Annotated in this window: 22 protein-coding genes and 2 pseudogenes; 8 read left to right on the top strand and 16 right to left on the bottom strand. The window is 41.1% G+C overall.

The genetic code is table 11. The annotated features are described in order from the left end of the window. Positions 1-37 precede the first annotated feature (37 nt). From gap to glk, 5 genes are all read right to left on the bottom strand, one after another. Entirely contained in the window at positions 38-1,042 is a 1,005-nt protein-coding gene (gene gap, locus PNIG_RS07880) for a type I glyceraldehyde-3-phosphate dehydrogenase (RefSeq protein ID WP_089368213.1), read from the bottom strand. Beyond that, positions 1,039-1,671 carry a bifunctional 4-hydroxy-2-oxoglutarate aldolase/2-dehydro-3-deoxy-phosphogluconate aldolase gene (gene eda, locus PNIG_RS07875; protein WP_089368212.1) on the bottom strand — a complete coding sequence of 211 codons (633 nt, stop codon included), beginning with the start codon at positions 1,669-1,671 and terminating at the stop codon, positions 1,039-1,041. The genes gap and eda overlap by 4 nt, the downstream gene beginning before the upstream one ends. A 30-nt stretch (positions 1,672-1,701) precedes the next feature. After that, entirely contained in the window at positions 1,702-3,555 is a 1,854-nt protein-coding gene (gene edd / locus PNIG_RS07870) for a phosphogluconate dehydratase (RefSeq protein ID WP_089368211.1), read from the bottom strand. Positions 3,556-3,903: 348 nt separating this feature from the next. Beyond that, complete coding sequence (locus PNIG_RS07865; protein ID WP_011328046.1) at positions 3,904-4,917, bottom strand: LacI family DNA-binding transcriptional regulator; 1,014 nt, start codon at positions 4,915-4,917, stop codon at positions 3,904-3,906. A 26-nt stretch (positions 4,918-4,943) separates the two neighbouring features. Next, the gene (gene glk / locus PNIG_RS07860) at positions 4,944-5,942 is read right to left on the bottom strand and encodes a glucokinase (protein WP_089368210.1); all 999 of its coding nucleotides are present in this window, start codon (positions 5,940-5,942) and stop codon (positions 4,944-4,946) included. A 471-nt stretch (positions 5,943-6,413) separates the two neighbouring features. Between glk and PNIG_RS07855 the strand changes: the two genes are divergently transcribed. After that, positions 6,414-7,430 carry a LacI family DNA-binding transcriptional regulator gene (locus PNIG_RS07855; RefSeq protein WP_011328044.1) on the top strand — a complete coding sequence of 339 codons (1,017 nt, stop codon included), beginning with the start codon at positions 6,414-6,416 and terminating at the stop codon, positions 7,428-7,430. A gap of 293 nt (positions 7,431-7,723) precedes the next feature. Then, on the top strand, positions 7,724-8,341 hold the full coding sequence (locus tag PNIG_RS07850) for a trimeric intracellular cation channel family protein (protein ID WP_089368209.1): 618 nt from the start codon (positions 7,724-7,726) through the stop codon (positions 8,339-8,341). 16 nt (positions 8,342-8,357) lie between these two features. Here PNIG_RS07850 and PNIG_RS07845 read toward each other — a convergent pair whose 3' ends face one another. Then, positions 8,358-8,654 carry a hypothetical protein gene (locus PNIG_RS07845; protein WP_089368208.1) on the bottom strand — a complete coding sequence of 99 codons (297 nt, stop codon included), beginning with the start codon at positions 8,652-8,654 and terminating at the stop codon, positions 8,358-8,360. 455 nt (positions 8,655-9,109) lie between these two features. Between PNIG_RS07845 and istA the strand changes: the two genes are divergently transcribed. The 3 genes and pseudogenes from istA to PNIG_RS20380 form a co-directional block, all read left to right on the top strand. Next, the gene (gene istA / locus PNIG_RS07840; RefSeq protein ID WP_024600838.1) at positions 9,110-10,654 is read left to right on the top strand and encodes an IS21 family transposase; all 1,545 of its coding nucleotides are present in this window, start codon (positions 9,110-9,112) and stop codon (positions 10,652-10,654) included. A gap of 14 nt (positions 10,655-10,668) precedes the next feature. Further along, positions 10,669-11,424, top strand: coding sequence for an IS21-like element helper ATPase IstB (gene istB, locus PNIG_RS07835; RefSeq protein ID WP_024603886.1), 756 nt, complete (start codon positions 10,669-10,671; stop codon positions 11,422-11,424). Between the two features lie 65 nt (positions 11,425-11,489). After that, positions 11,490-11,702: pseudogene (locus PNIG_RS20380) on the top strand (IS110 family transposase); the annotation flags it as partial. 32 nt (positions 11,703-11,734) lie between these two features. Here PNIG_RS20380 and PNIG_RS07830 read toward each other — a convergent pair. Both PNIG_RS07830 and PNIG_RS07825 read right to left on the bottom strand, forming a co-directional pair. After that, positions 11,735-12,052 (bottom strand): hypothetical protein, encoded by a 318-nt coding sequence (locus PNIG_RS07830; RefSeq protein ID WP_011328041.1) that lies wholly within the window; start codon positions 12,050-12,052, stop codon positions 11,735-11,737. A 114-nt stretch (positions 12,053-12,166) separates the two neighbouring features. Next, positions 12,167-12,388: a hypothetical protein gene (locus PNIG_RS07825; protein ID WP_089368207.1), complete on the bottom strand. Its 222-nt coding sequence runs from the start codon at positions 12,386-12,388 to the stop codon at positions 12,167-12,169. Between the two features lie 356 nt (positions 12,389-12,744). Here PNIG_RS07825 and PNIG_RS07820 point away from each other — a divergent pair, with 356 nt between their 5' ends. Further along, the gene (locus PNIG_RS07820; protein WP_089368206.1) at positions 12,745-13,017 is read left to right on the top strand and encodes a hypothetical protein; all 273 of its coding nucleotides are present in this window, start codon (positions 12,745-12,747) and stop codon (positions 13,015-13,017) included. Here the strand turns inward: PNIG_RS07820 and tnpC are convergent. The 3 genes from tnpC to tnpA are packed head-to-tail and all read right to left on the bottom strand — an operon-like array spanning position 13,014 to position 15,253. Beyond that, on the bottom strand, positions 13,014-14,558 hold the full coding sequence (gene tnpC / locus PNIG_RS07815; RefSeq protein ID WP_086960352.1) for an IS66 family transposase: 1,545 nt from the start codon (positions 14,556-14,558) through the stop codon (positions 13,014-13,016). The genes PNIG_RS07820 and tnpC overlap by 4 nt on opposite strands. A 39-nt stretch (positions 14,559-14,597) precedes the next feature. Further along, complete coding sequence (gene tnpB, locus PNIG_RS07810; RefSeq protein WP_254910727.1) at positions 14,598-14,951, bottom strand: IS66 family insertion sequence element accessory protein TnpB; 354 nt, start codon at positions 14,949-14,951, stop codon at positions 14,598-14,600. Next, positions 14,948-15,253 carry an IS66 family insertion sequence element accessory protein TnpA gene (gene tnpA, locus PNIG_RS07805; RefSeq protein WP_010555472.1) on the bottom strand — a complete coding sequence of 102 codons (306 nt, stop codon included), beginning with the start codon at positions 15,251-15,253 and terminating at the stop codon, positions 14,948-14,950. The genes tnpB and tnpA overlap by 4 nt, the downstream gene beginning before the upstream one ends. 81 nt (positions 15,254-15,334) lie before the next feature. Between tnpA and PNIG_RS07800 the strand changes: the two are divergent. Beyond that, a pseudogene (locus PNIG_RS07800) lies at positions 15,335-16,366 on the top strand (IS110 family RNA-guided transposase); the annotation flags it as partial. Positions 16,367-16,412: 46 nt separating this feature from the next. Here the strand turns inward: PNIG_RS07800 and PNIG_RS07795 are convergent. Further along, a complete protein-coding gene (locus PNIG_RS07795; protein ID WP_089368205.1) occupies positions 16,413-16,853 on the bottom strand; it encodes a hypothetical protein in 441 nt (146 codons plus the stop codon). A 190-nt stretch (positions 16,854-17,043) separates the two neighbouring features. Between PNIG_RS07795 and PNIG_RS07790 the strand changes: the two genes are divergently transcribed. Beyond that, on the top strand, positions 17,044-17,988 hold the full coding sequence (locus tag PNIG_RS07790; protein WP_089368204.1) for a TIR domain-containing protein: 945 nt from the start codon (positions 17,044-17,046) through the stop codon (positions 17,986-17,988). 92 nt (positions 17,989-18,080) lie between these two features. Here the strand turns inward: PNIG_RS07790 and PNIG_RS07785 are convergent, their stop codons facing one another. The 4 genes from PNIG_RS07785 to PNIG_RS07770 form a co-directional block, all read right to left on the bottom strand. After that, positions 18,081-18,770 carry a hypothetical protein gene (locus tag PNIG_RS07785; protein ID WP_089368203.1) on the bottom strand — a complete coding sequence of 230 codons (690 nt, stop codon included), beginning with the start codon at positions 18,768-18,770 and terminating at the stop codon, positions 18,081-18,083. Between the two features lie 366 nt (positions 18,771-19,136). Beyond that, a complete protein-coding gene (locus PNIG_RS07780; protein ID WP_089368202.1) occupies positions 19,137-20,858 on the bottom strand; it encodes an alpha-amylase family glycosyl hydrolase in 1,722 nt (573 codons plus the stop codon). 171 nt (positions 20,859-21,029) lie between these two features. Continuing rightward, positions 21,030-22,517 (bottom strand): MFS transporter, encoded by a 1,488-nt coding sequence (locus tag PNIG_RS07775; RefSeq protein WP_089368201.1) that lies wholly within the window; start codon positions 22,515-22,517, stop codon positions 21,030-21,032. Then, complete coding sequence (locus PNIG_RS07770; protein WP_089368200.1) at positions 22,507-24,378, bottom strand: alpha-amylase family protein; 1,872 nt, start codon at positions 24,376-24,378, stop codon at positions 22,507-22,509. The genes PNIG_RS07775 and PNIG_RS07770 overlap by 11 nt, the downstream gene beginning before the upstream one ends. Positions 24,379-24,410: the final 32 nt, after the last annotated feature.

Here is a 24,410-nt window from a genome sequence, read left to right as displayed (position 1 = left end):
GTTTTTAACGTTCTTTATATAATCTTAAACTCTAAAATTATAAAAACTTACCTAACGCTTTAACTTGATCTAACATGCGGTTTGAAAAACCCCATTCGTTATCGTACCAAGCCATTACTTTAACCAATTTACCATTCGCTCTGGTTTGCGTTGAATCAAACACACAAGACGCTGGGTTATGGTTAAAATCAATAGAAACAAGTGGCAGCTCATTATATTGTAAAATGTCTTTCATTGAGCCCGTTGACGCTTCTTTCATAATTGCATTAATTTCTTCAATGCTGGTATCGCGCTTAGCAATAAACGTAAAATCAACCAAAGATACGTTAATTGTAGGCACACGTACCGACATACCATCTAACTTGCCTGCAAGTTCTGGTAGCACTAAACCAACAGCTGCAGCTGCACCGGTTTTAGTTGGGATCATCGACTGCGTTGCACTGCGTGCACGGTATAGATCAGGATGATATACATCCGATAAGTTTTGATCGTTGGTATATGCATGAATTGTGGTCATGCTGCCTTGATCAATGCCTACCGTGTCGTTAATTGCTTTAGCAATCGGTGCTAAACAGTTAGTAGTACACGAAGCGTTTGAAATAATTTGGCTTTGTGCATTAATTACTTCGCTGTTAACGCCGTGCACTACGGTTGCATCCATATCTTTGCCCGGCGCCGAAACAATTACTTTTTTAGCGCCAGCAGTAATATGCTTAGCGGCTGCTTCGCGCGTAGTAAACAAACCGGTACACTCTAAAACAATATCAACATCGAGTGCTTTCCACGGTAAATTTGCTGGGTCGCGCTCTTGCGTTAAAGTAATAACATCGTCGCCAATTAGCATAGTGTTATCGGCTAGCGTTACTTTATGAGAAAATTGTCCATGTACTGAGTCAAATTGCGTAAGATGAGCATTAACATTAGCTGGGGCTAAATCGTTAATTGCAACAATTTTAATCTCATTATTTTGTGCCGACTCGTAAAGTGCACGCAATACATTGCGACCTATACGGCCATAGCCATTAATTGCTATGTTAATCATTTTTGACTCCTATTTACTTCACAAGCTTGTCGAGCAAGCGCTTCAATAGCTTGCCAGTCTTTATTTTCAATTAGTTGTTTATCTAACATCCACGTACCACCAACACAAATAACATTATTTAGTGCTAAGTAGTTAGGTGCAGTAGCGAGCGTTATGCCGCCCGTTGGGCAAAAAGTAATATCGGGTAATGGCCCACCGATTGATTTAAGCATGGCGGTTCCGCCTGCTGCTTCTGCCGGGAAAAACTTTAAATACTTAAAACCGTGCGACGCTAGTTTCATAACTTCGCTTGGCGTAGCAGCGCCTGGTAAAAACGGGATGTCACTGGATTTTATCAGTTCAAGTAGCTCGTCACTAACCCCTGGGCTTACCATAAAGTCAGCGCCTGCAGCTACCGAAGCATCAAAGCTAGCTTTATCAACTACCGTGCCTGTGCCTACATAGGCCTCAGGTACGGCTGCTTTCATTAGTTTTACCGCTTCTGCCGCAATGGGCGTGCGCAAAGTAATTTCCAGCGCTTTTAAGCCACCGTTATATAAGGCTCTAGCAAGTGGCGCTGCATCTTCTAATTTTTCGATTACCACTACTGGCACAACTGGCGCCGATGCTAATATTTTTTCAATACTCATTACGTGTTCCTCATTACCCACAATGGCTGATTATTCTTCAATTCCGAAAGCACTCGCACCTAAATCGGCGCTGCTTACGATATTTCTAAATCCGGTAAATAACTCTCGGCCTGTGCCAAAGGTTAAGCTTGGTAGGCTTAATTGCAGTTCACGTTTAGCAAGCTCTTCATCGCTAACATGTACTTTTAATATGCCGCTTGGTGCATCTAAAGTAACTAAATCACCTTCATGAATTTTAGCAATTATGCCGCCTTCAACTGCTTCTGGCGCTAAGTGAATCGCCGCAGGTACTTTACCCGATGCGCCCGACATACGACCGTCAGTTACAATAGCTACTTTAAAGCCTTGATCTTGTAGCGTTGCCATTACAGGTGTTAATTTATGTAGCTCTGGCATACCTTTAGCTTTAGGGCCTTGCTCTTTTAGCACTGCAATAAAGTCTTGGTTTAATTCGCCGCGGCTATAAGCATCTTGTAACTCACCTTGCGAGCTAAATACTTTAGCTGGGGCGGTAACTACTTGATGTTCAATTGCTACTGCCGATACTTTAATAACCGCTTTGCCTAAGTTACCCGTAAGCAGTTGTAAACCACCTTGCTTACTAAACGGATTATTCACTGGGCGAAGTACATCTTCATCGTGTGAGTTATCAGGGCAAGATACCCATTTAACTTTACTTGGGCCGGTTGCATCACTCATTATTAAGCTATTGTCTTTATCAAGACGAGGCTCGGTCATGTAAGGTGCTAAGCCATCGCCTAACATAGTTTTAACGTCGGTATGTAAATAGCCTGCGCTGGCAAGTTCACGTATTAAAAAGCCCATACCGCCGGCTGCTTGAAAATGATTTACATCAGCAGAGCCATTAGGGTAAATACGCGTTAATAGTGGAACCTCAGCTGATAAATCAGACATATCTTTCCACGTTATTTGAATACCTGCCGCTTTGGCAATAGCCACAATGTGAATGGCGTGGTTAGTAGAGCCACCAGTAGATAGCAAACCAACCAAACCATTTACTATGGTTTTTTCGCTGATCACATCCGCTAAACACGGGCTGTCTTTATCGTCGGTTAATTGCTTAAGCATGGTTTCTACCGCATTACCGGTTAAACCATCGCGAAGCTCTGTGTATGGGTTAATAAACGAGCTACCAGGAAGGTGTAAGCCCATTATTTCCATTAACATTTGATTTGAGTTAGCAGTACCGTAAAAAGTACAGGTACCAGCACTGTGGTAAGACGCGCTTTCGGCTTCTAGCAAGTCTTCGCGGCTTACTAAGCCTTGCGCAAACTTTTGACGAATACGGGCTTTTTCTTTATTTGGAATACCTGATTGCATTGGTCCTGCCGGTAAAAAGAACACCGGTAAATGGCCAAACGACAGTGCACCAATTAATAACCCTGGGACTATTTTGTCGCATACGCCTAAACAAAAAACGCCATCAAACACATCGTGCGATAACGATATTGCCGTAGACATAGCAATTACATCGCGTGAAAAAAGTGATAATTCCATGCCGTCACGCCCTTGCGTAACGCCATCACACATTGCTGGTACGCCGCCTGCCACTTGAGCTGTAGCGTCGTATTTAGTAGCAATGCTTTTAATTAAATCTGGGTAATCTTTATAAGGCACATGTGCCGAAAGCATATCGTTATATGAGTTGATAATTGCAAGGTTTGGTTGCTCATCGGCTTTTAAACGCGCTTTGTCATCGGTGCTACACGCAGCCATAACGTGGGCAATATTACCGCAGCCTAATCCAGCACGAACTCTTGTTTGTTTTTTTGCGTGCGAAATGCGATCTAAATAAGCTTGGCGGGTTGCTTTACTGCGCGTAATGATACGTTCGGTGACTTCTTGAATTCGTGGATGCAACATAATTAAACTCAGCTCTATTCGTTAGAGGATAAAGGCTCAGTGGCAATTAAAGACTCCACGTAATTAATTGCACTGAGCATCTTTGGCTTACCCGTTCAAAGGTACCTTATCAGAGGGCCTCTCACAACCACCCTGACACCGGTGTCACTGTATTAACGCACGACCATGACACCGGTGTCAACCCTGTCTAATAAAAATAGTCACTTTTTTTAACATAGCCAACTATTTTTTATAAATAGACATTTAATAATGTTGTATAGCATCGTTGTATTTAACGACAGCCAACAAAAAGCCCGAATATGCTTTGTGCACATTCGGGCTACTGTAAATATTCGTTTTAAGTTGAGTTTATTTAACCTGCGCTGTCGACTCGCGAGTAATTAAACGCGCCTCTAGGGTCACCTGATACGCAACCTCTTGTGGCTGAATAATATGAGCAATAAGCTGAGTAACCGCCTGTTTGGTCATTTCTTCAACTGGCTGCGCTATGGTAGTTAACCCAGGCCAAATATGGCGTGCTATAGGGGCGTTATCAAAGCCAGCAATTGAAATATCATCGGGCACACGTAAACTGCGTTGAGTTGCTAATTTAAGTACGGCGGCTGCCATGTAATCGTTTGAAGCAAATACTGCGGTTGGCCGTGGCGATAAATCTAAAATACTACGGGCACTGTCTACCCCTGAATGATAACTAAAGTTACCCTCTTCTACTAAACGCTCTTCAAATTCAATGCCATGGCTTGCTAACGCCCGTCGGTAACCTTTAAAACGCTGTTCAGTGGCACTGTGATCGGGATGACCTTTAATAAAAGCAATTGATTTATGACCCAGTGTAATTAAATGCTCGGTTATTTCAAATGCCCCTTGCTCGTCATTGCTGCGCACCGAAATCGAATCATCTTCAAGTACTGCAGAGGCAACGCGTGCATAAGGTATTTTTTTCGATTTTAAAAAATCAACTAGTTCAGCAAAGTCCGAAAAAGGCGGCGTTAATACAATGCCATCTAAGCGTGATGACTGCAGTAACTGATCAATATTATTGATTAGTGCTTCACCGCGCAGCTCACAAGGATGAATTAATAAATTGTAATTGTTTTCTTGGCAGGCAGCCAATGCGCCTGTTTGCACGCGGGTAATATAACTTTTACTTGGATTATCGTAAATACAACCAATAATAAAACTGCGATTTTGAGCAAGACCACGGGCAATAGGATTAGGCGTATAATCAAGCTCTTTAAATACTTTAAGTACCTTTTCGCGGGTAGCTGCACTTACATTTGGCTCGTTATTTAACACCCGAGAGACTGTTTTTTTAGAAACCCCCGCATAACTCGCTACACTATTTATGGTGACTTTTTTCATCTATTTACTTCCAAATACCAGCAGCATTATTCCTGCTTACTATTATGCAAACACGCCGCAGCGCCAATCAAAGGTATATTATCTTGGGTTACTAGCGTAACAGGAACTTGCCCGTTATATTGCGACATAATACCTTTTTGTGAAAAACGTTCAACAAAACGACTCTCTAACAAGCGCGATTGCATGCGTGGCAATATACCACCGCCAATAAATAAACCGCCCAACGCACCATAAGCTAATGCTAAATCGCCTGCGGCACTGCCAAGCCAGTCACAAAACTGGTTTAGAGTTGCATCGCAAACCTCACACTCGCCTGTATTGGCTAAATTACTAATTTGCGCGGCATCTAAATGCTTAGCAGTAATACCTTTAACCGCCGCCATCGCTTTATATAAATGGGCAATACCCGGGCCTGAAAAAACAGTTTCTAAAGACACATGCGGATGTTCTTTGCGTAATTCTATAAGTAACTTTGCATCTAAATCGGTAACGGCAGCCAGCGAAATATGCCCGCCTTCAGAGCTAAGCACCGCACTAGACTGCGCTGTTCTAACTAGGCAAGCTGCACCAAATCCTGTGCCTGGGCCCATAACTGCAATGTTTGAGTTTTCATCGGCTTGCCCTGCTTTAATAACCACATTTTGGTTACTATCTAAATAAGGGGCAGCGTAGGCAAATGCAGCAAAGTCGTTAATAATTTCAAGCTGCAAAAAAGAAAAAGCCTGTTTAAACTCACTAACGCTAAAATGCCAACCTAAATTAGTAAGGTGAACCTGCCCTGCTTTTATAGGGCCTGCCACTGCCAAACACGCGCGCACAGGTTTAATATGAGGCACAGTTGATAAATAATGGCGTGTTGCATTTTGTAACGAGCCAAAGTCGGCACTAGGAAAGGTATGATTATATTCTATAACAAATTCGTTTTTTGCTGCATCAAAGGCAGTAATTAGTGCAAACCGCGCATTGGTACCACCAATATCGGCAACTAAAATAGGATCAAATTGGGCAGAAGAGTGTAAGCTCATAGTGTTATCTCTTTTGTATAATACTAATCTTATTAAAAAAATGAACATTTTAACTAATTAAATAACTTACTCACTGCGTTAAAACAATTCATATAAAACAACTCTATATGATTACTTTCGCCTTGTGATTAAACCATTTTTTGGCGGTATTTTTTTTGCGTTTTAATAGTCCACTCTTTAATGCGATTAGTATAAGCGATTCATGCTTATTATTTTACAACGGGTAACCCATTGTTCTTTTTATTACTTTAGGCTATCACCCCAAAGCAGCTATCACAGTAAAAAAATGCTGCCTATAAAAATATAGGCAGCCAATACGTTTTGACAACAAAATGATAAAACGCCCTCATTATGACACCGGTGTCATGGGTAGATCAACTAAAAAAGTGCTTAATTGATAAATTAGCTTGAAATAAATCATTAATAAACGAGAATGGCTGCATTATTCTCTTTGTTATTTAAGTAGTGCTCATGAAAGGTAAAGCAACGTCATTTGATATAGCCCATTATGCTGGAGTATCGCAATCAACTGTATCTCGTGCTTTACGTAACAGCCCCTTGGTAAACGAAGAAACCCGTAAGCGCGTTTTCGATATAGCTAAAAAACTCAACTATAAAGTAGACAAAAACGCCAGCAATTTACGCACCCAACAAAGTAGCACCTTAGCGCTATTATTGTTTGAAGATCCAACCTCTGATGAATCACAAATTAACCCGTTTTTTTTAGCCATGCTAGGCAGTATTACCCGCGCTTGTGCTAAAGAAGGTTACGATTTACTGGTGTCGTTTCAATCGGCCAGTGCCGATTGGCAAGCCGACTACGAAGATAGCCACCGCGCCGATGGTATTATTTTACTCGGTTATGGTGATTACTTAGATTATCAACCTAAATTTAACACCCTGCTTGAGCAAAACACCAAGTTTGTTTGTTGGGGTGCAACGGTCGACAATCGCCCCGATCTGACTGTGTGCTGCGACAATTATGGTGGCGGAAAACTAGCTGCAGCGCATTTAATTGCGCGCAACAGAACCGACTGCGCGTTTATAGGCGACGCATCGGATCATAGCCCTGAGTTTTTTGCCCGTTTTCAAGGTTTTAAAGATGAACTAAGCGCTAATAACGTAACCTTAAACGAACGTAAAACAGCAAATGCAATATCGACTGAAGAGTCGGGGTATCATGCCACTCGCTCACTAATAGCCAATAACATAAAATTTAATGCACTCTTTGCAGCCAGCGATTTAATAGCCATTGGTGCAATACGCGCACTCAAAGAAGCCGGTATTAGCGTACCAAAAGATGTTGCCGTAATAGGTTTCGATAACATCGCCATTGCCAGCTATACCAACCCACCTTTAACCACGATAGAACAAAACACCACAGTAGCCGGACAAATGTTGGTAGAAAATCTATTAAAACTAATTCGAGGCGAAGCAGTACAAAGTACCCTACTCCCGCCAATATTAATTGCCCGAGGCTCAAGTTAACAGCCTGCATTACCTTGCTTTTAAATACCACCCAACAATATAAAGTGGCTCTAGGGCAATAACGGCTTAAAATTCAAAGTAACTTATTTTATTGTTTGCGGCCTATTGTCCTTCACCTTTTACAACCAACCCAAAGGTTCACCCCAATTTAACAGCCTATTTACGCATAAGTTTCGTATTAGTTTTTCTTATCTGAAGTAAGCGTTTTTAGCGTGATTTCTCACTCGTTATTTTGCTATTTTATCTATACAATCACGCCTTTATTATAAGTGTAAATTTCAAGTGACTATCTCATGCTATTAAGTATTGTTTTTATTATTGGTATTACAGCAGAAGCCATGACCGGAGCCCTAAGCGCTGGCCGAATGAAAATGGACTGGTTTGGCGTTAGCTTGGTAGCCAGTGCCACCGCCATAGGTGGTGGTAGCGTTCGAGATATTTTACTAGGTAACTACCCGCTTACGTGGGTACAAAATCCAGAGTATTTATTAATTACCTGTATGGCCGGCATTATCACCACTTGGTTGGCTAAATGGGTAGTTAAGTTTAAAGGCATATTTATGCGCCTAGATGCCCTTGGCCTAGCTGCTTTTAGTATTATTGGCTGCCAAGTTGGGCTAAATATGGGTTTACACTATGGTATTTGCGTGGTTGCAGCTATAGTTACTGGCGTATTTGGTGGTTTGTTACGTGATTTAATATGTCGTCAAGCGCCATTAGTATTACACCACGAGCTGTATGCCAGCGTTTCACTTATTGTGGCGTGTTTATACCTAGCACTGCATCACTATAATATTGATGACAATATAAGTATTATTGTTAGCTTAGTTACAGGGTACTTAATACGTATGGCATCGGTACGCTTTAAATGGCGCTTACCTGTGTTTAGTTTATTAGAACCCGCTAAGTAACTAATATTGCATGTTATTATGTGAAAGCTAACTTAATAATGGCACCACTATAAAGTAAGGTGATTAGCAGCCCAATTACTAAAGTAAGTTTATCTTTCATTGTTTGCTTTGGCTTTTGCGTAAATACAAAAACAGTTCTATACAGCGTACTAGGCACTATAAGCAACATGCTAAGTAACGTAGGAAGTACCCCCATAATAAAACCAAAACCGAATCCTGAATTTTCTACTTGGGAATATAAAGCTACAAACCCAAACCAAGCTATAGCAATTAAAAAGAAAACAGCTCCGAGTGAAATATAAAAAAGTGCCATTATTAAAAATCCCTTTTCACATAACGAGCCTGTATATTAACTCGTTTTTTATTTGTTTTTATTGATAAACAAACCATAGCCGAGTTCCTATTTTGGTTCAATTTATTACGTTATTTTATGCAGAATATAAAGTGAGAGCTAGGTATTGTTTTAATTGGGTGTTTTAATTGGCTTTTTTAAAGCTCCCCCTCATTTTCATGAGGCTAGCTGTTGAGAGAACTGGCTTTTTATTAGTTATCCGTTTTGTGCATATTCCGGAGCATCGTGAACAGTGATTCCGGCCCATCGTGAACACCCGTTCTGGTTTTAGCGTGAACGCTCATTCCGGTTTTATCGTGAACACTTTTGACTGATTTTCCGGAATCGGTGTTCACACCAAACCAGTACAATTTCAACGCATTGATTATTAATTACTTTGTTAAGCTATTTCCTTTTTGTATTACTGAGGAAGGGATATGGCGACTAAGAGGATCACAATGCGTAAAATTCGAGAAGTGTTGAGGCTACATTTTGCTGCCCAACTCAGTGTCAGAAAAATAAGTGCCAGCACTAAGATCAGTGTCGGTGGTATTCAAAAACTACTCACTAAAGCCAGAGCTTTATCGTTAAGTTGGCCACTGCCCGACGAGCTTGATGATTCTGTGCTTGCTAGTCAGTTCTATCCTCGCGCCGACACTCGGCCATCCCAGCGATTTGAAGTGCCAGATTGGCCAGCCATTCGAAAAGAATTAACGGGCAAAGGCGTCACCAAGAACTTACTCTGGGAAGAATATACTCAGCAATATCCGAATCGTTGTTACAGCTATTCTCAGTTCTGCGATCGCTATATGACCTGGCTTAAAAAGCAAAAACGTTCGATGCGACAAGTGCATAAAGCAGGAGAAAAACTCTTTGTCGATTATGCGGGTCAAACGATGCCCATTGTTTGTAATGCGACGGGTGAAGTGAAGTTCGCCCAGATATTCGTGGCGGTGATGGGCGCATCAAATTATACATTTTGTGAAGCAACCTGGAGCCAAAGTCTACCCGACTGGATCGGCAGTCACGTGCGAGCATTTGAATTTATCGGCGGTATACCTGACATGGTTATCCCCGATAATTTACGCAGTGGTGTCAGTAAAGCGTGTCGCTACGACCCTGATGTTAACCCGAGTTATCAGCAATTGGCCGCGCATTATGGCACCGTGATTGTGCCTGCTCGTCCCAGAAAACCACAAGATAAAGCCAAGGCCGAAGTGGGCGTGCAAATCATTGAACGCTGGATACTCGCCAAGTTACGACACCAAACCTTTTTCTCATTAGCTGAGCTAAACCATTGCATCAAAGCCTTACTGCTTGAGGTCAATAATAAGCCCTTTAAGCAACTGAGTGGGACACGACAATCATGGTTCGAGTCAATCGACAAACCCGCCCTCGCGCCCATGCCCAAACTAGCTTATCAATTCACGGATATTAAACACGTCAAAGTGAATATTGATTATCACGTTCAGTATGATAACCATCTTTACTCGGTACCCCATCACTTGGTGGGTGAAAAGCTTGAACTTCATGCCAAAGACAACTTGATTGAGGCTTATTTCAAGCATAAACGCATCACCAGTCACCCGAGAAAATATCATCCGGGCATGACCACCACATCCGAGCACATGCCTGTAAAGCATGAGAAGCATCATAAATGGTCACCAGGGCGTTTAATGAATTGGGCGAAAGATATTGGAGATGACGTTTTGCTCTGGGTGAAAGCACAATTGGCACAGAAACAACATGAAGAACAAGCGTATCGTGTGTGCTTAGGCTTACTCAACCTATCAAGAAGCTATCCCGCCGATCGGCTCAATAACGCCTGTGCGATAGCCAATCAATACAGTTTATATCGGTTAAAACATATCAAAGACATACTCAGTAGCAACCAAGATAAATTGCCGCGAACGCAAGAAGAGCCGTCGACGTTATTGCCACAATCCCATGAAAATATCCGTGGTCCTAAAAGCTTCCATTAAGGTAAGGAAATTCTATGTTAGAACAAACGATAACTCAGCTTCGTCAACTCAAACTCAGTGGTATGGCCAACGCCTTAGTGAGCCAAATAGAACAACCAAGTACTTATGAAGGGTTGTCCTTCGATGAGCGACTACAACTGCTAGCAGACAGTGAAGCCCAAGACCGAGAGAGCCGAAAACAACAACGCTTACTTAAAGCGGCAAAACTTAAATTAGCCGCTAACGCCAGAGACATAGATTATCATCACCCGCGAGGTCTCAATCAATCGATGATGGCATCGCTACTGCAATGTGATTGGCTGAATAAATCACAAAACTTACTCATCACAGGCCCTTGCGGTAGCGGTAAAACCTATATCACTTGTGCGCTTGCGCATACAGGATGCATGAAAGGCTACAGCGTTAAATATTACCGACTCTCAAGGTTGATGCTTGCGCTGACACAAGCCAAAGCAGATGGCACTTACAGTCGAATGTTACAGTCACTCGCTAAGATCGACTTACTCGTTTTAGATGATTGGGGGCTTGAGCCACTTAAAGCGGCACAACGAAATGACTTAATGGAGATCATGGATGATAGGCACGGCAGTTCATCAACCGCCATCATCAGTCAATTACCCACCGAAGAATGGCATCAATCCATCGGCGATAATACCTTAGCCGATGCCATTTTAGATCGACTAATGCACAATGCTCATCGGATAAAATTAAAGGGGGAGTCTATGAGAAAAATTCAATCTAAAATTGACCATCGTGAACACTTAGGTTAAAAATGTCATGAACCCAATGCGTGGAATTTAAGTGTTCACGATAAAACCGGAATCGGTGTTCACCATCACCGGAATACGCATTTTGGGCTAAAGCGTATTATGAGCAACAAAAAGCTAAGGGCAAGCCACATAAAAGCATTATTTAATCGCTGGCATTTAAATGGATAAAGATTGTATTTAGGTGTTGGAAAACGAATACACCCTAAGATGAATCGACGTATTTAGCAGCATTAAAACGCAGAGGCTCACCACTAGTAAAATTTGCAATTAATAGCTAAATTTTACTAGTGGTGAGCCTCAGGGCGTGTTGTTAGGTATACTTTAACTGCACTATTTTTTTAAGGCGCCTTTTAATCAATCTTTGTTCACAATAAAGTCCAATAAAACCGCCAACACCAAAAGAAACAATAACTAGCATCCAATATAAAGGACTGGTAAATGATTGAATACCAGAGATATAAAGATATAGGTTAAACGGGAGAATAAAGAGCAAACCTCCTAAGACTTTAATAAACTCTCTAAGAAGTTCAGTATCAGATTTCGCTTCATCAACATATGAGATAATAATTTCATTTGGGGTATCTTTCAGTTTAGGAAATACCTTTTGTAACCAATTTAAATAATTCAATTATGCACCCTTGTTTGCTTGTATACCTAACGCCGCCAGCATGCGCGGCTTTGTAGTGAAGGCGAAGCCGCAGCGGAAAAGACCTCGCCGTGACTGGCCTTGTTATAAACCACCTTACTCACTTACTGCCGCCGATGCTGAACCAACATCTTTTTTAAACAGCAGTATGAATAGATAAATTACGCTAAAGATTGGAATAAGTGACAAAACAGCACCGAGCAAACCCGCAGCCGCTGGCTTTTGCATTTTACGACGAGCTACGTAATAGCATAGTGCGCCCATGATCAGCGCGAAAATGATTACAAATTGGCCGTACAAAGTAGCATTGATATTCAAATGAACTCTCCTTGTGGTTTATAACGCCGCACTAAGCGGACTAAAATTGTGGGTTGAAATGTGTAGCGAAGCGAAACCTAACCCACTGTTTTAGTTCCGTTTAAATGCCTTATAGTTACTCCGTTCCATTAATTAATGTATTTACCTATCTCATTAATACATGGAATATGCTTCTGTTGATCACGAATATTTGAGCGGAAACAATCAATGTTTGTAACAAGACTTTCGGATCAACAGGAGTAATTTGTTTCAATACGCATACTCAGGGATTGTCGTAATGCCGACTATCTATAAGACTTGCGAGAAACACTATTAGCCTCTATTTATTCTTTCACTTTACCTCTAGGAGGCCCAAAATGGAAGCCTTTAACGTCTCAGGTTTTGCTGCCCTTATCTGGATCGATTGGGCCGACCGTAAACATGATATTTGTGAAATAAACCGCGACACAAACACACAACATTTAAGTGTGATTTCCTCTGAACCTAAGTCAATTAATGCATGGGCGCTTGAGTTAAAACAACGCTACAACGGCAGACCCGTTGCTGTCGCGTGTGAGCTAAAAAAAGGTCCACTTATATATGCACTCAGTAAATTTAAGCGTAAGCGCGCATTTAAGCAGTGCGCTTAGCTATAATCGAAGTCTAGCTGCACATTCCACGGCATTAGGTCGGTAAAATCATCATCACCCTCATCTCGATTCGGCAACGTTTTAAATAAATGCACAAAGTAGTAATAAGGATTGATGTCATTGGCACGGCAGGTCATCACAATACTATAAAGTATCGCGCTGGCCTGAGCACCATTAACCGATTTTGAGAATAGCCAGTTTTTTCTACCAGTGGTAAACGGCCGAATATCTCGCTCAGTAATATTATTATCAATCCCTAGTTCGCCATCTTCACTATACCGCATTAATTTCGGCCATTGATTAAGCGTGTATTTTATCGCTTTGCCAATATAACTCCCCGCCGTTACTTTACCTTCGGCTTCATCAAGCCACGCTTTAAAGTGCATTAATATGGGTAAGGCTTTTTCTTGTCGTAACTGATACCGCGCTTGAGGAGATAACTGTTTGTTTTTAGCGTGGGTTTCCAGTTTATATAATTGGCTGATAAAGCTGATGGCTTTATGCGCTCGACCTTTGTTTTTCGACTCTGCTTTTAAGGCATCGTTATATTTGCGTCTAGCGTGTGCCCAGCAACCAACAGGGGTAATGCCTTCAATACCGTCATAAACACGGTAACCGTCGCACTGTAAATAGCCTTGATAACCGGCAAGAAATTCTTTTGCGCAAGCGCGACTTCGACCTGCTTGGTAATCGTAAATCACGACAGGCTCACGGCTGACCTCATTGCTGCGATAAACCCACATGTAGGAATTGCTGCTAGGGTTGTCACCTTCATCTAACACTTGTGTACGGGTTTCATCGGCACATAAACTATGCTCACTAAGCAAGTGACGTTGCATGGCTGCCACTAAGGGGCTGATTAGCAGGCCCGCTTTAATACACCAATTAGCTAATGTTCCGCGCGATAGTTCAAGGCCGCCACGGCCCAGTATGTCAACGAAACGATAAAGCGGTAAGGCATCGCAGTATTTGCCCGTAACAACCGCCGATAACGCTTCTGGACTCGCAATGCTGCCAGGAATAGGCTGCTTGGGTTTAGGCGCGGTGATTATTTTACTGGCCAATTGTTCATGCTCGCAATGTCTGCAAGCATATTTAAATTGTTTGTGCTTAATGACACTGACTTTCGCCGGAATAATCTTCACTTGCTCGCTGTCTTCACTACCACATTGATGTAGTTGTTCACCGCAACACTGACACGTTAACTCGGTTAAGGTGTGCTCAACTTCTTCTCGTTCAAAGTGCTCAGCCAGTATTTGTTTACCTTTCTTATGGTGTTTAGGCGGCTCAGTCGTTTTATGCTGCTCCGCTTCGTTGAAGGTACCTCGCGGGGCTTTTTCACTTTTTTTACCGTATTTTTGGGATTTACTTAACTTAAGCTCAGCAAGCAAGTGGTCAATCCGCGATTGCATTTCAACCTTATCTTCTTGCAGTGAAATTTTATCTTTTTCTAAGCCATCAAGCTTAGCCTGCATAAGTGCAAGCTGATTTTGTAGTTCGGTGATGAGAATAGTGTCTGGCATTTTAATAGCATGACACATGGGAAAGATCGTTCAAGTAAAAAAAACGATCTGGTTAATTTATATCACTGATAACCCTGATAAAGTTGAGTGGCGGGTTTTATTATTTACCGGTAAGCCAGATAATAACCATTGTAACTGCCGTTGTTCAATCCCCATGGCTACGTGTGCTTGAGCATGATTTGGCCATTGAAATCGTCCTTGCTCTAAGCGACGATAATAAAGCCAAAAACCATTGGTATCCCAAAACAAAATTTTTAATTTATCGCGTTGTTTATTACAAAAAACGAACCACGCTTGGCTTAAAGGATCGAGAGATAGGGTATCGCTGACAATAATACTTAACCCATTGATTGATTTTCGCATGTCGGTGAATCCCGTGACCAAGTAAACTTGGTGGGTGCAAGGTGTCACAGTACGCTCAATAATTTGGCGAGTGCTTGGTGCGCTAATGTCGACTCGAAGTCTATTTGATAGCCGTTTGGTGTGGTGAGTTTAATGATTGAAGGGTGTGTAAAGGCTTGCTCATGAATAACAAACGGGATCACCTGTTGCTTTTTAACCCTTATCGTTTCGTCAGAAAGGCGTTTACGCCAAACATAGAAAGTCGATGCGTTAATGTTGTTATCACGACAAAATTGAATGATGGCTAAACCACTCGATTTTTGCTGCTCAAAAATGCCTTGCCAGTGTTTTATTTTTTGCTGTTTATTCATAATTACCTCAGGTTAATATGCTGAGTAAATTATGCATAGGTAGCATTAATATTGGTATGTGGGTTTAATTGCGCGCTTACATTTAAGCACATTATATTATTTGTGATTAACCCATCAAGTGTCGCCAAATACCGTGCAGCATTTTCGCACAGCGGGGCTAAAGATGATCCTACTGATGCGATTATTCAAGTTGAAATTCTACAACTTCACATGGATAAATTAACGGTTATTAGACCTGACTCAGAAGAAGTTAGGTGCCTTGCACAGCTTGTCGAATACAGACGTAAATTAGTACAAGATCGTGTTAATTTAACCAATAAAATAGCCACAACGCTAAAAAATTATTACCCCCACGTGATTGATTGGTTTAAAGAAAAGGACACTCAAATATTCTGTGACTTTTTACTGCGTTGGCCCTCTCTTACTCACGCTAAAAAAGCGAGAAAGCAAACACTACTCGACTTCTTTAATCAACATAACTCCCGCTACCCACTCGTTAATGAAAAGCGGATAAAAGAAATAAAGGATGCTGAAATTCTCACCGATGATATGGCGGTGATCACGCCAAACTTATTGCTTATTGAATGCCTCGTTCCTCAACTCAAACATCTAATGCAGGCAATAACCCGATTTGATGACGAAATTAAAACGCTTTATAAGCAACATAAAGATCGCGCTATTTTTGATAGTTTACCAGGTGCAGGACCACAATTAGCGCCTCGGTTATTAGCCGCTATGGGGTCAAATCGTGACCGTTATAAGTGCGCTGCTGACATACAAAAATACGCAGGCATTGCCCCTGTTACCGAGCGCAGTGGCAAGAAGGAATGGATACACTGGCGATATTCGTGCACTAAATTTTTAAGGCAAACATTTGTCGAATGGGCAGGATTATCTGTACGTTATTCATTTTGGGCAAAAGCATATTATCGGCAGCAAGAAGCCAAAGGAAAACCCCATAATACCATCATCAGATCATTAGCATTTAAGTGGATAAGAATACTATTTAGGTGCTGGAAAACACATACGCCCTACGATGAATCAACTTACTTAATCGCATTGAAAAGTAAGGGATCACCGCTGTTAAAATTTGCGGTGGAAAGTGAGCTTTAGTGCTTGCTGTCCACCTCAGGGCGTGTTGTTAGGCATTTTATAGAGATTAGTCTAATTCTATTTGACATATATCATTTATCCACACGCCACCTTTTAATTGACACTTCTTAGCTAACTCATATATTTTTTTATCTTTTACAACTGTCTTCTTGTTAATATGCTTGAAGCCTACAAGAGTCACAGATGCTGTACCTAATGTGCCTGCATCCTGCGCTTGTATAAATGCTTTATTAGCACCACAATCACATACCTTATTACTATGTTTATTAATGGCTGTTCCTACAGTATGTGAAAAGCTTCCTGAACTAGTTCCAGTTACGATACATAACTCTTCAATTTCACCATGTTTTTGTGCTGATTGAAGTGAGCTATATATTTTAACATTGCACTTATCAGCACTAATCGGTGTTTCACTTTTAATGATGTGGGTTGATGAACAACCGTATATAAATAAAATGGCTATTAATATTAGTATTCGATTTACCATGTAACCTCCTTTGGTTGCTAAATGCCTAACGCCCCACCAAGAGGCAAAAAATTGTTGGTTAAAATAAGCGAGGCACGAGAAAAAACCAACTGTTTTTTGTCCTGCTTAAGTGTTGTTATAAGCCTTTTACAAGGTTAATATAAACCAATGAAACAAGCTAGTTGTCTGATTTAATTAATAAAGGTCGAAAATGTCTGATTTAACCACTAAAGAACGTAGAAAACTAGAAACTTTTTTTGAAATGAGTGGTGGTTATTTTTTAGATTTTTCTAATAATTCTTTAGCGCAATTTATTGCAGAATCTGTAGATATAGAGCTTTATTCAGATAAATACGAAATTGGTTCAGGTTCAAAAGCGAATAGAATGCGCGCTATATGGGATTTAGAATCTAATCAATTAGTTGGTAAATTAATTCGTGAGATAATTGAAGATGATGACGATAAACATTTACTATACCCATACAACAAAAATAGGAATCAGGAATTAAAAAGTCATTGTTTACAGATTGCTATGAGGTTAGAAAACACTAGTTTTCCTGTAGCTCCCTCCCCAACAAAACAACCAAACATTATAAATACCCAAGTTCACAACGCTCCAGTTATGCGTCCATCCGCTGCAGGGGTATTTAAAGCAGTGTCGCAACATTTCCCTCAAGAGAATCCAGTTTACAACACGCCTATTACACCCCAGAAGAATAAGGTGTTTATTGTTCATGGTCATGATGATTTGGCAAAAGAACAATTAGCTCGATTTGTAAGTCAAATAGGGCTTGAGCCAATAATATTGCATGAGCAAGCTAGTTCAAGTAAAACGATAATTGAAAAAATTGAAAAGTATGCTGGTGAAGTATGTTTTGCCATTGTTTTATATACACCCTGTGATCAAGGCTCTAAGGCTGGGTTAACTGAGCTATCACCAAGAGCTCGTCAAAATGTAATTTTTGAACATGGGTATTTCATAGGGAAACTAGGTAGAGAAAACGTAACTGCAATAGTTAAAGGAAATATCGAAAAACCAAACGATATTAGTGGAGTTGTTTACGAAAATTTTGATGCTGCTGGAGCATGGAAGTTCAAATTAGCAAAAGAAATGAAAGAGTCAGGCTGTGAAATAGATATGAACAGAATTATTTAAACATACGCCAAACCTATCAGGGCTTATAACGCCTCAATAACCGGCGTAGCTTCGCTGCGTCCGGCGCCGTAGGCGCGAAGTTGATTGACTTGTTATGCAGTTTTAAGCTCTGCCAACTCTTTAGAGAAGTCTTTTTCAAGCATTTCAATAACCTGAATTACTTCTTTTTTCTTTCTAAAACCTTCAATTTGTTTAAAAGTCATTTCATTTCTTTCTAACAAATCAGATATAACTTGAAATTGATGAATCATTTTACTGTATTTGAAGCCTTCATCATGTTGCGCTTTTACTGCTTGCATCATAGGCTCAATTAAATTATCTCTATTTTCACTAATTTTATCTGTCGTTTCTTTCATACGGATAACATCAATTATTTCATTTGTAAGCATGATATTGGCATGTAAAATATAAGATAAAGCTAATTGATAAGTACTCCAAAAGATACCGCTACCGCTAAGTATTTGTAATCTATGGTTCGCAACCAAATGGAATTGAGGTTTATCTATATCAATAAAGCCTTTCTTTAACTCAGTTAGATCAAAGGTATCTTCTTGGTCTCTGTATGCCTTTATTATGTTTAATGCTCGAGTAAAATTATGGCTTGTTATATTAAGGCCATTTTCAAGTTCAACTAATAGTAAGTCTACAGAGCCGTCGAGGTATCGACTTTTTACAAGTTCATATTCTTTCTGTTTAAAAAAGTAATAAATACCGACTCGAGCTGCTCCTACAGCAACAAGAAAAGCTACTAATCCTTTTACAATAATTCCACATAATTCCATTTGATACTCAAACCTTTGATAACTGCATAACAGCTTATTGAACACCACTATGGGGGTTTATAACCCCCCAAAACGGCGTATATTACATAGCTAAATAGTTGCACCAAACAACTCCAATGTAAACAGGTAATTACGTGCGTTATAAAATTGTCTTTGTTAAAATATCCCAAAACGACTTTTAATAATGTTATAGGGCAAAATGCAAGTAAGTGCTTATATGCACAGCTTTACTTTAATGTGATCTGATGTGTGACTTTGTGAAACTTCTCTTTTTAATTGTGTATTACAACAAAGGGCGAACGGGGGAGCTGTGCGTAGTAACAAATAGGGGCTAACGCATGTTAACCCCTATAATAAGTATGCTATTTACAGTGTGTTATTTAGTAACAATAAACCGTAAGCGGCAAGTTGATCGCCATTGAGATCGTGCTGCCAACTGGCTGTTAAACCGTCGCGTGTAATACTGCTGATGCTTTGAGCTTTGTCCGTTAGGTTAAGTACAAAAACACTTTTGCTGCCGTTTAACTCTCGCGTTATTTCTACTATGCCATTGTCGTGCTGCGTTAGCTGGTAACTGCCGTTAATAGTAAACTCTGGGCGCTGCTTTTTCATTGCGATTAAGTGCTGATATAAACGCCAAACTGAGTTTGGTTGTGCTTGCTGCGCTGCAACGCTGCGATCGCCTGCTGCTAGTTGCTTAGCAAGAAACTCTGGCCACCAGTTTGCAAAATCATCACCAAATAATGCCGTTTCTTCAACCCAACTATTGTCACTTTGCGTAAAGCCCGCTTGATGACTATTGTCCCACTGCATAGGCGCACGTTTATAAACATCGTCACCGATGCGCTGCTGCGTTAAGCCTATTTCTTCACCGTAGTAAATATACGGCGTACCTGGCGAGCTAAATAACATGGCCGCAGCTAGTTTTGCTTTACCATCGTGCTCTTTAAGTTGATAAGCAACACGTTCTTGATCGTGATTAGTTAAAAACGGTGTAAAAAAGTGCAGTGGTGCTTGTGAGTCTTTACGTTGTTGTAGGTTTTCATCAAGGATGAGTGCATTTTTACCTTTGTGCTGCTCATTAGATGGCATAGTACCAAAGAGCACATCTGTGTCGGTATCGGTTTTAAGTAAGCTCAAAATTTTATAGCCTACTTCAAAGTCAAAGCCTTGATCTAGCCCCTTACCTTCCCCATAGTACTTTGCGGCAATAGGAAGGTCGGCCCATGCTTCGCCTACTAGGTAAGCTTGTGGATTTACACTTTTTATATATTGATTAAAGTCTTGCCAATATTCTATCGTTTCTTGGGTGTCGGCTTGTGCATTTGCACCGCCTTCCATAGCAAAGCGTACTGCATCAAGCCTAAATCCTGCTACGCCTTTGTCGAGCCAAAACTTTGCCATTTTTTTCATTTCATTAGCCACATCTGGGTGGCGTAAATTTAAATCGGGTTGGCTTGCACCAAATGCACCATAATAATATTGCTTACGCGTTTCACTCCAATGCCATACGGCTTCTGGCTTGTCGTTATCGCTCCAAGCATGCCCCCAACCACTGCCTGCTTTAGGCATATCGTCACGCCATACAAAATAGTCGCTAAATGGCGCTTGTTGTTTTTCAGATTGTTGAAACCAATCATGCTGACTAGATATATGATTGATCACTAAATCTAGTATAACTTTCATACCTTTGTCATCAGCCGCTTTTATAAACGCTTCAAACTCAGCCATGCTGCCATAGTCACTTTCAACTTTATAAAACTCTGTAAAGTCATAGCCATGATAAGAAGGCGCTTCGAAAATAGGTGTTAACCACAGTGCATTTACACCTAACTCTTCTAGGTATGGGAGTTTTGCGCTCATGCCATTAAAGTCGCCATGACCATCGTTATTGCTGTCGTAAAAGCTGCGCGGCCAAATTTGATAAAATATGGCAGTTTGCCACCAATCTGCTGGCTGTTCTACTGCTTTAGTTTGCGCAGTAGTTACTGCGTTATTAGTGTTAGTATTTGTTGATGGCGCAGGCGCTGGCTTACAACCTGTTAATGTTAGTGCCAGTGCTAATGCACTCAAGGTAAAGGTTTTCATTTTATCCCCTTTGTTTTTGTTGTTTATGCTAATTGCTGTATACCATTCAATTAAAGTGCAACTGTAATATGTTGCGAATGGTTTTAGCCTAATGGTTAGTTATTTTGCTGCCTCTGCCCTTGCCTTAAAAATGCAATGGTAGAGGCAGTAATTTGCTTTTATTTATAAAAATTAAGATTGTTTAACGCGCAATACGGCAACGGCTGCCAGTAAAAACGACACCGCGCCTATTAACAAAGCGTATATTGGTTGATTCTCAAAAAAGTGGCGTAATATAAGCCCTAAAATGCTGGCGGCTAACAGCTGGGGTATAACAATAAAAAAGTTAAATATGCCCATATAAACACCCATTTTACTGCTCGGCACCGAGGTACTTAACATGGCGTATGGCAGTGATAAAATAGACGCCCACGCAAAACCAATACCTATCATTGGCCAAATAAGTAAGCTCGGATCTTGTATAAACATAAAGCTCGCCAAACCTAACGCACCTAAAATAAGGTTAAGTGCATGTGCTAGTTTTAAACCAACACGCTTAACGATGATCGGGATACATAAAGCCGCCAATGCAGCAAAACCGTTGTAAGCCGCAAATAAAATACCCACCCAGTCTGCACCATTGTTATACGCCGCTGAACTTGTGTCGCTGCTACCATAATGAAAACTTGTTACCGCTGAGGTGGTATAAATCCACATGGCAAATAAGGCAAACCAGCTAAAAAACTGTACCCAAGCAAGTTGTTTCATCGTCTCTGGCATGGTGAATACATCGTTAACGACTTGATAAAAGCCACCGCTGGTGTGGTTTTTTGCCTGTAGTGCGGCTGCAATAAATTGAATAACACCAAAACTCACTAAGCCAGCTGCTAAAAGGTACAGCTCTTTTTCTAGGTTTAATCCCGTGACTAAACCAAGTACGGCAAGCCCTAACACGGTAAATACACTGCCGCCTTTACTAAAGTTAATTTGTGCACAAACCGCCTGTTCAACTTCAGCTTGCTCTTGTTGATTAAATGCGGCCAATTCTTCAGGTGAATATTCTTTGGTGGTTATAATTGTCCAGCCCACTGCGACCAGCAATACAACTGCACCAAAGTAAAATGAGTACTTTACTGAATCAGGAATTTGCCCTGCAGCGGCGGTGTTGGCAATATCAAACCAGTTTGTCATCATCCAAGGGAGTGCTGATGCAACCACCGCTCCCACACCAATAAAAAAGCTTTGCATTGCATAGCCCGTAGCACGCTGTTTGTTTGGTAGGTTATCGCCTACAAGGGCGCGAAATGGTTCCATGGTGACGTTAATCGATGCATCCATGATCCATAACATGCCCGCTGCAATCCAAAGTGTTGGTGAGTTTGGCATAACAAATAACGATAATGTGGTTAAAATAGCACCGTATAAAAAAAACGGACGACGGCGGCCTAATTTGCCCCAGGTTTTATCGCTCCAGTAACCAATAATTGGCTGTACAATTAAACCGGTAAGTGGTGCTGCCACCCACAAAATAGGAATGTCATCTACATTCGCCCCAAGGGTTTGAAAAATCCGGCTTACGTTAGCGTTTTGCAGTGCAAAGCCAAATTGAATGCCTAAAAAGCCAAAGCACATGTTCCATATTTGCCAAAAGCTTAAGGTTGGTTTGTTATTATAATTCATGGTCAGCCTTATTTGTTAAAACGGCACTACTGAGTGCATCAAGGGTCAGCGTAAAGGTTGTATTTTGTTTCTCATCGCTCACCAAAATACCGTTATGCGACTCTAATAGATCGTAAAGCGTTGAGTTTGGTTTGAGCATTGTTGCTTGATTGGGCGTGAGCGTAATAGTGACTGTTTGCGCTTGCTGACTAAAGTTACTCAGCACCCATAATGATTGCTGTCCTAAGGTACGCACAAAACCAACCACGCTGTCACTCCCCGTGTTCATCAGCTGCGCCATATCGCCGGCAACAATCGCTGGTAAATCGTTAAGTGCCATAATTGAAATATAATATTGGCGTAATTGCGCTTGTTCAGCTGTTAACTGACCACCATCAAATTTACCGTTGTTCATCCACGCTTGGTGAGCAGGAACACCAATATAGTCAAAAATACTGGTGCGAGTTGGGCTACCAAACCCCGCGTTTTCTGAGCCATCTTCACCGACATCTTGACCAAAATAAAGCAAGCTTGGCGAGCGACTGATTAGGTGAGAGACCACCATTGCAGGCTTGCCCAATGCGGCATCGCCGGCAAAATCAGGACTTGCGATACGTTGTTCGTCATGGTTTTCTAAAAAGTGCAGCATGTGCTGTTCTATATCGGCAACTTGCTGTTGTGCATCAAAAATAGTGCTCGCAGCTTGCTTATTTTGCATAATAGCTTTTAGCGTGTCGTAAAAACCCACCTTGTCGTATAAGTAATCCATTTTGCCCTGATGAATATAACCTCGGTACATTTTTGGGTTATATACTTCGGCAAGTAAAAAGGCATTAGGGTTTTGCATTTTGATTGCCGAATTTAAAAAGCTCCAAAATTCAACTGGCACCATTTCGGCCATGTCATAGCGAAAGCCATCTACGCCTTTATCTAACCAAAATAGTGCAATATCGCGAAATTTATACCAGCTGTTAGGTAGGTTTTTGTCTTGCCAAAATTCATAGTGCGCTCGGGCATCTTTAGTTGCAAAGCTTGCAGGTAGGGTTGGAAAGTCATAACTGCCATCGGGTTTAACCCCGTAGTTTACTTTTACAGTTTCGTACCAGTCGTTTATATCGGGCTTGGCTGCACGCGCGCCGTTTCCTGTCCATTTAGCAGGGCTTTCGTTAAACAAGCCATCGGCTAATGGGTTTGCATCTCCTCCTAAAACTTGGTATTGATCAGAGCTAGGTACTTGAAACGACTGCCCTGGCACATAATAAAAGTTATTATCACGCGCATATTCTTTGCTGGTATCGTCTTGCTCGCCAAAGTCTTTTACACCAGCAGGCCTAGCAATTGAATGATAGTTACGCGCCACATGGTTTGGCACAATATCAATAACCACTTTCATACCATGTTGATGAGTGCGCTCAATAAGTGCAGAAAACTCCACTAAGCGACGCTCTGGGTTTACTGCAAGATCTGGGTTTACATCGTAGTAATCTTTTATTGCATAAGGCGAACCCGCACGGCCTTTAACTACATCAGGGTCGTCTTGTTTTATCCCGTATTGGCTATAATCGCCCACCAGCGCATGATGCAACACGCCGGTATACCAAACATGGGTGGTGCCTAAATCTTTAATGCCTTGCAATGCGGCGTCATTAAAGTCGGCAAATTTACCAACCCCATTTTGCTCCTTAGTGCCCCAAGGTACATTCACCGTTTGGGTGTTACCAAACAAACGAGTGAATACTTGGTATACAACTGGTTTGCTGATCTCATCTGCAGATTTAGTTAATTGCTCATTAACCTGATTAGCTTGTGTTTCGCTATCTGAGCAGCCTGTTAGGTAAATGCTGCTGGCTAAAAACAAAGGGCTATATTTAATTATCTTCATTATTGTCATAGTCTACTCTACTACTTTGTCGT

Origin of the sequence: Pseudoalteromonas nigrifaciens, from assembly GCF_002221505.1 — a bacterium.
Classification (GTDB): domain Bacteria; phylum Pseudomonadota; class Gammaproteobacteria; order Enterobacterales; family Alteromonadaceae; genus Pseudoalteromonas; species Pseudoalteromonas nigrifaciens.
This window is presented reverse-complemented; position numbering and strand designations above follow the sequence as displayed.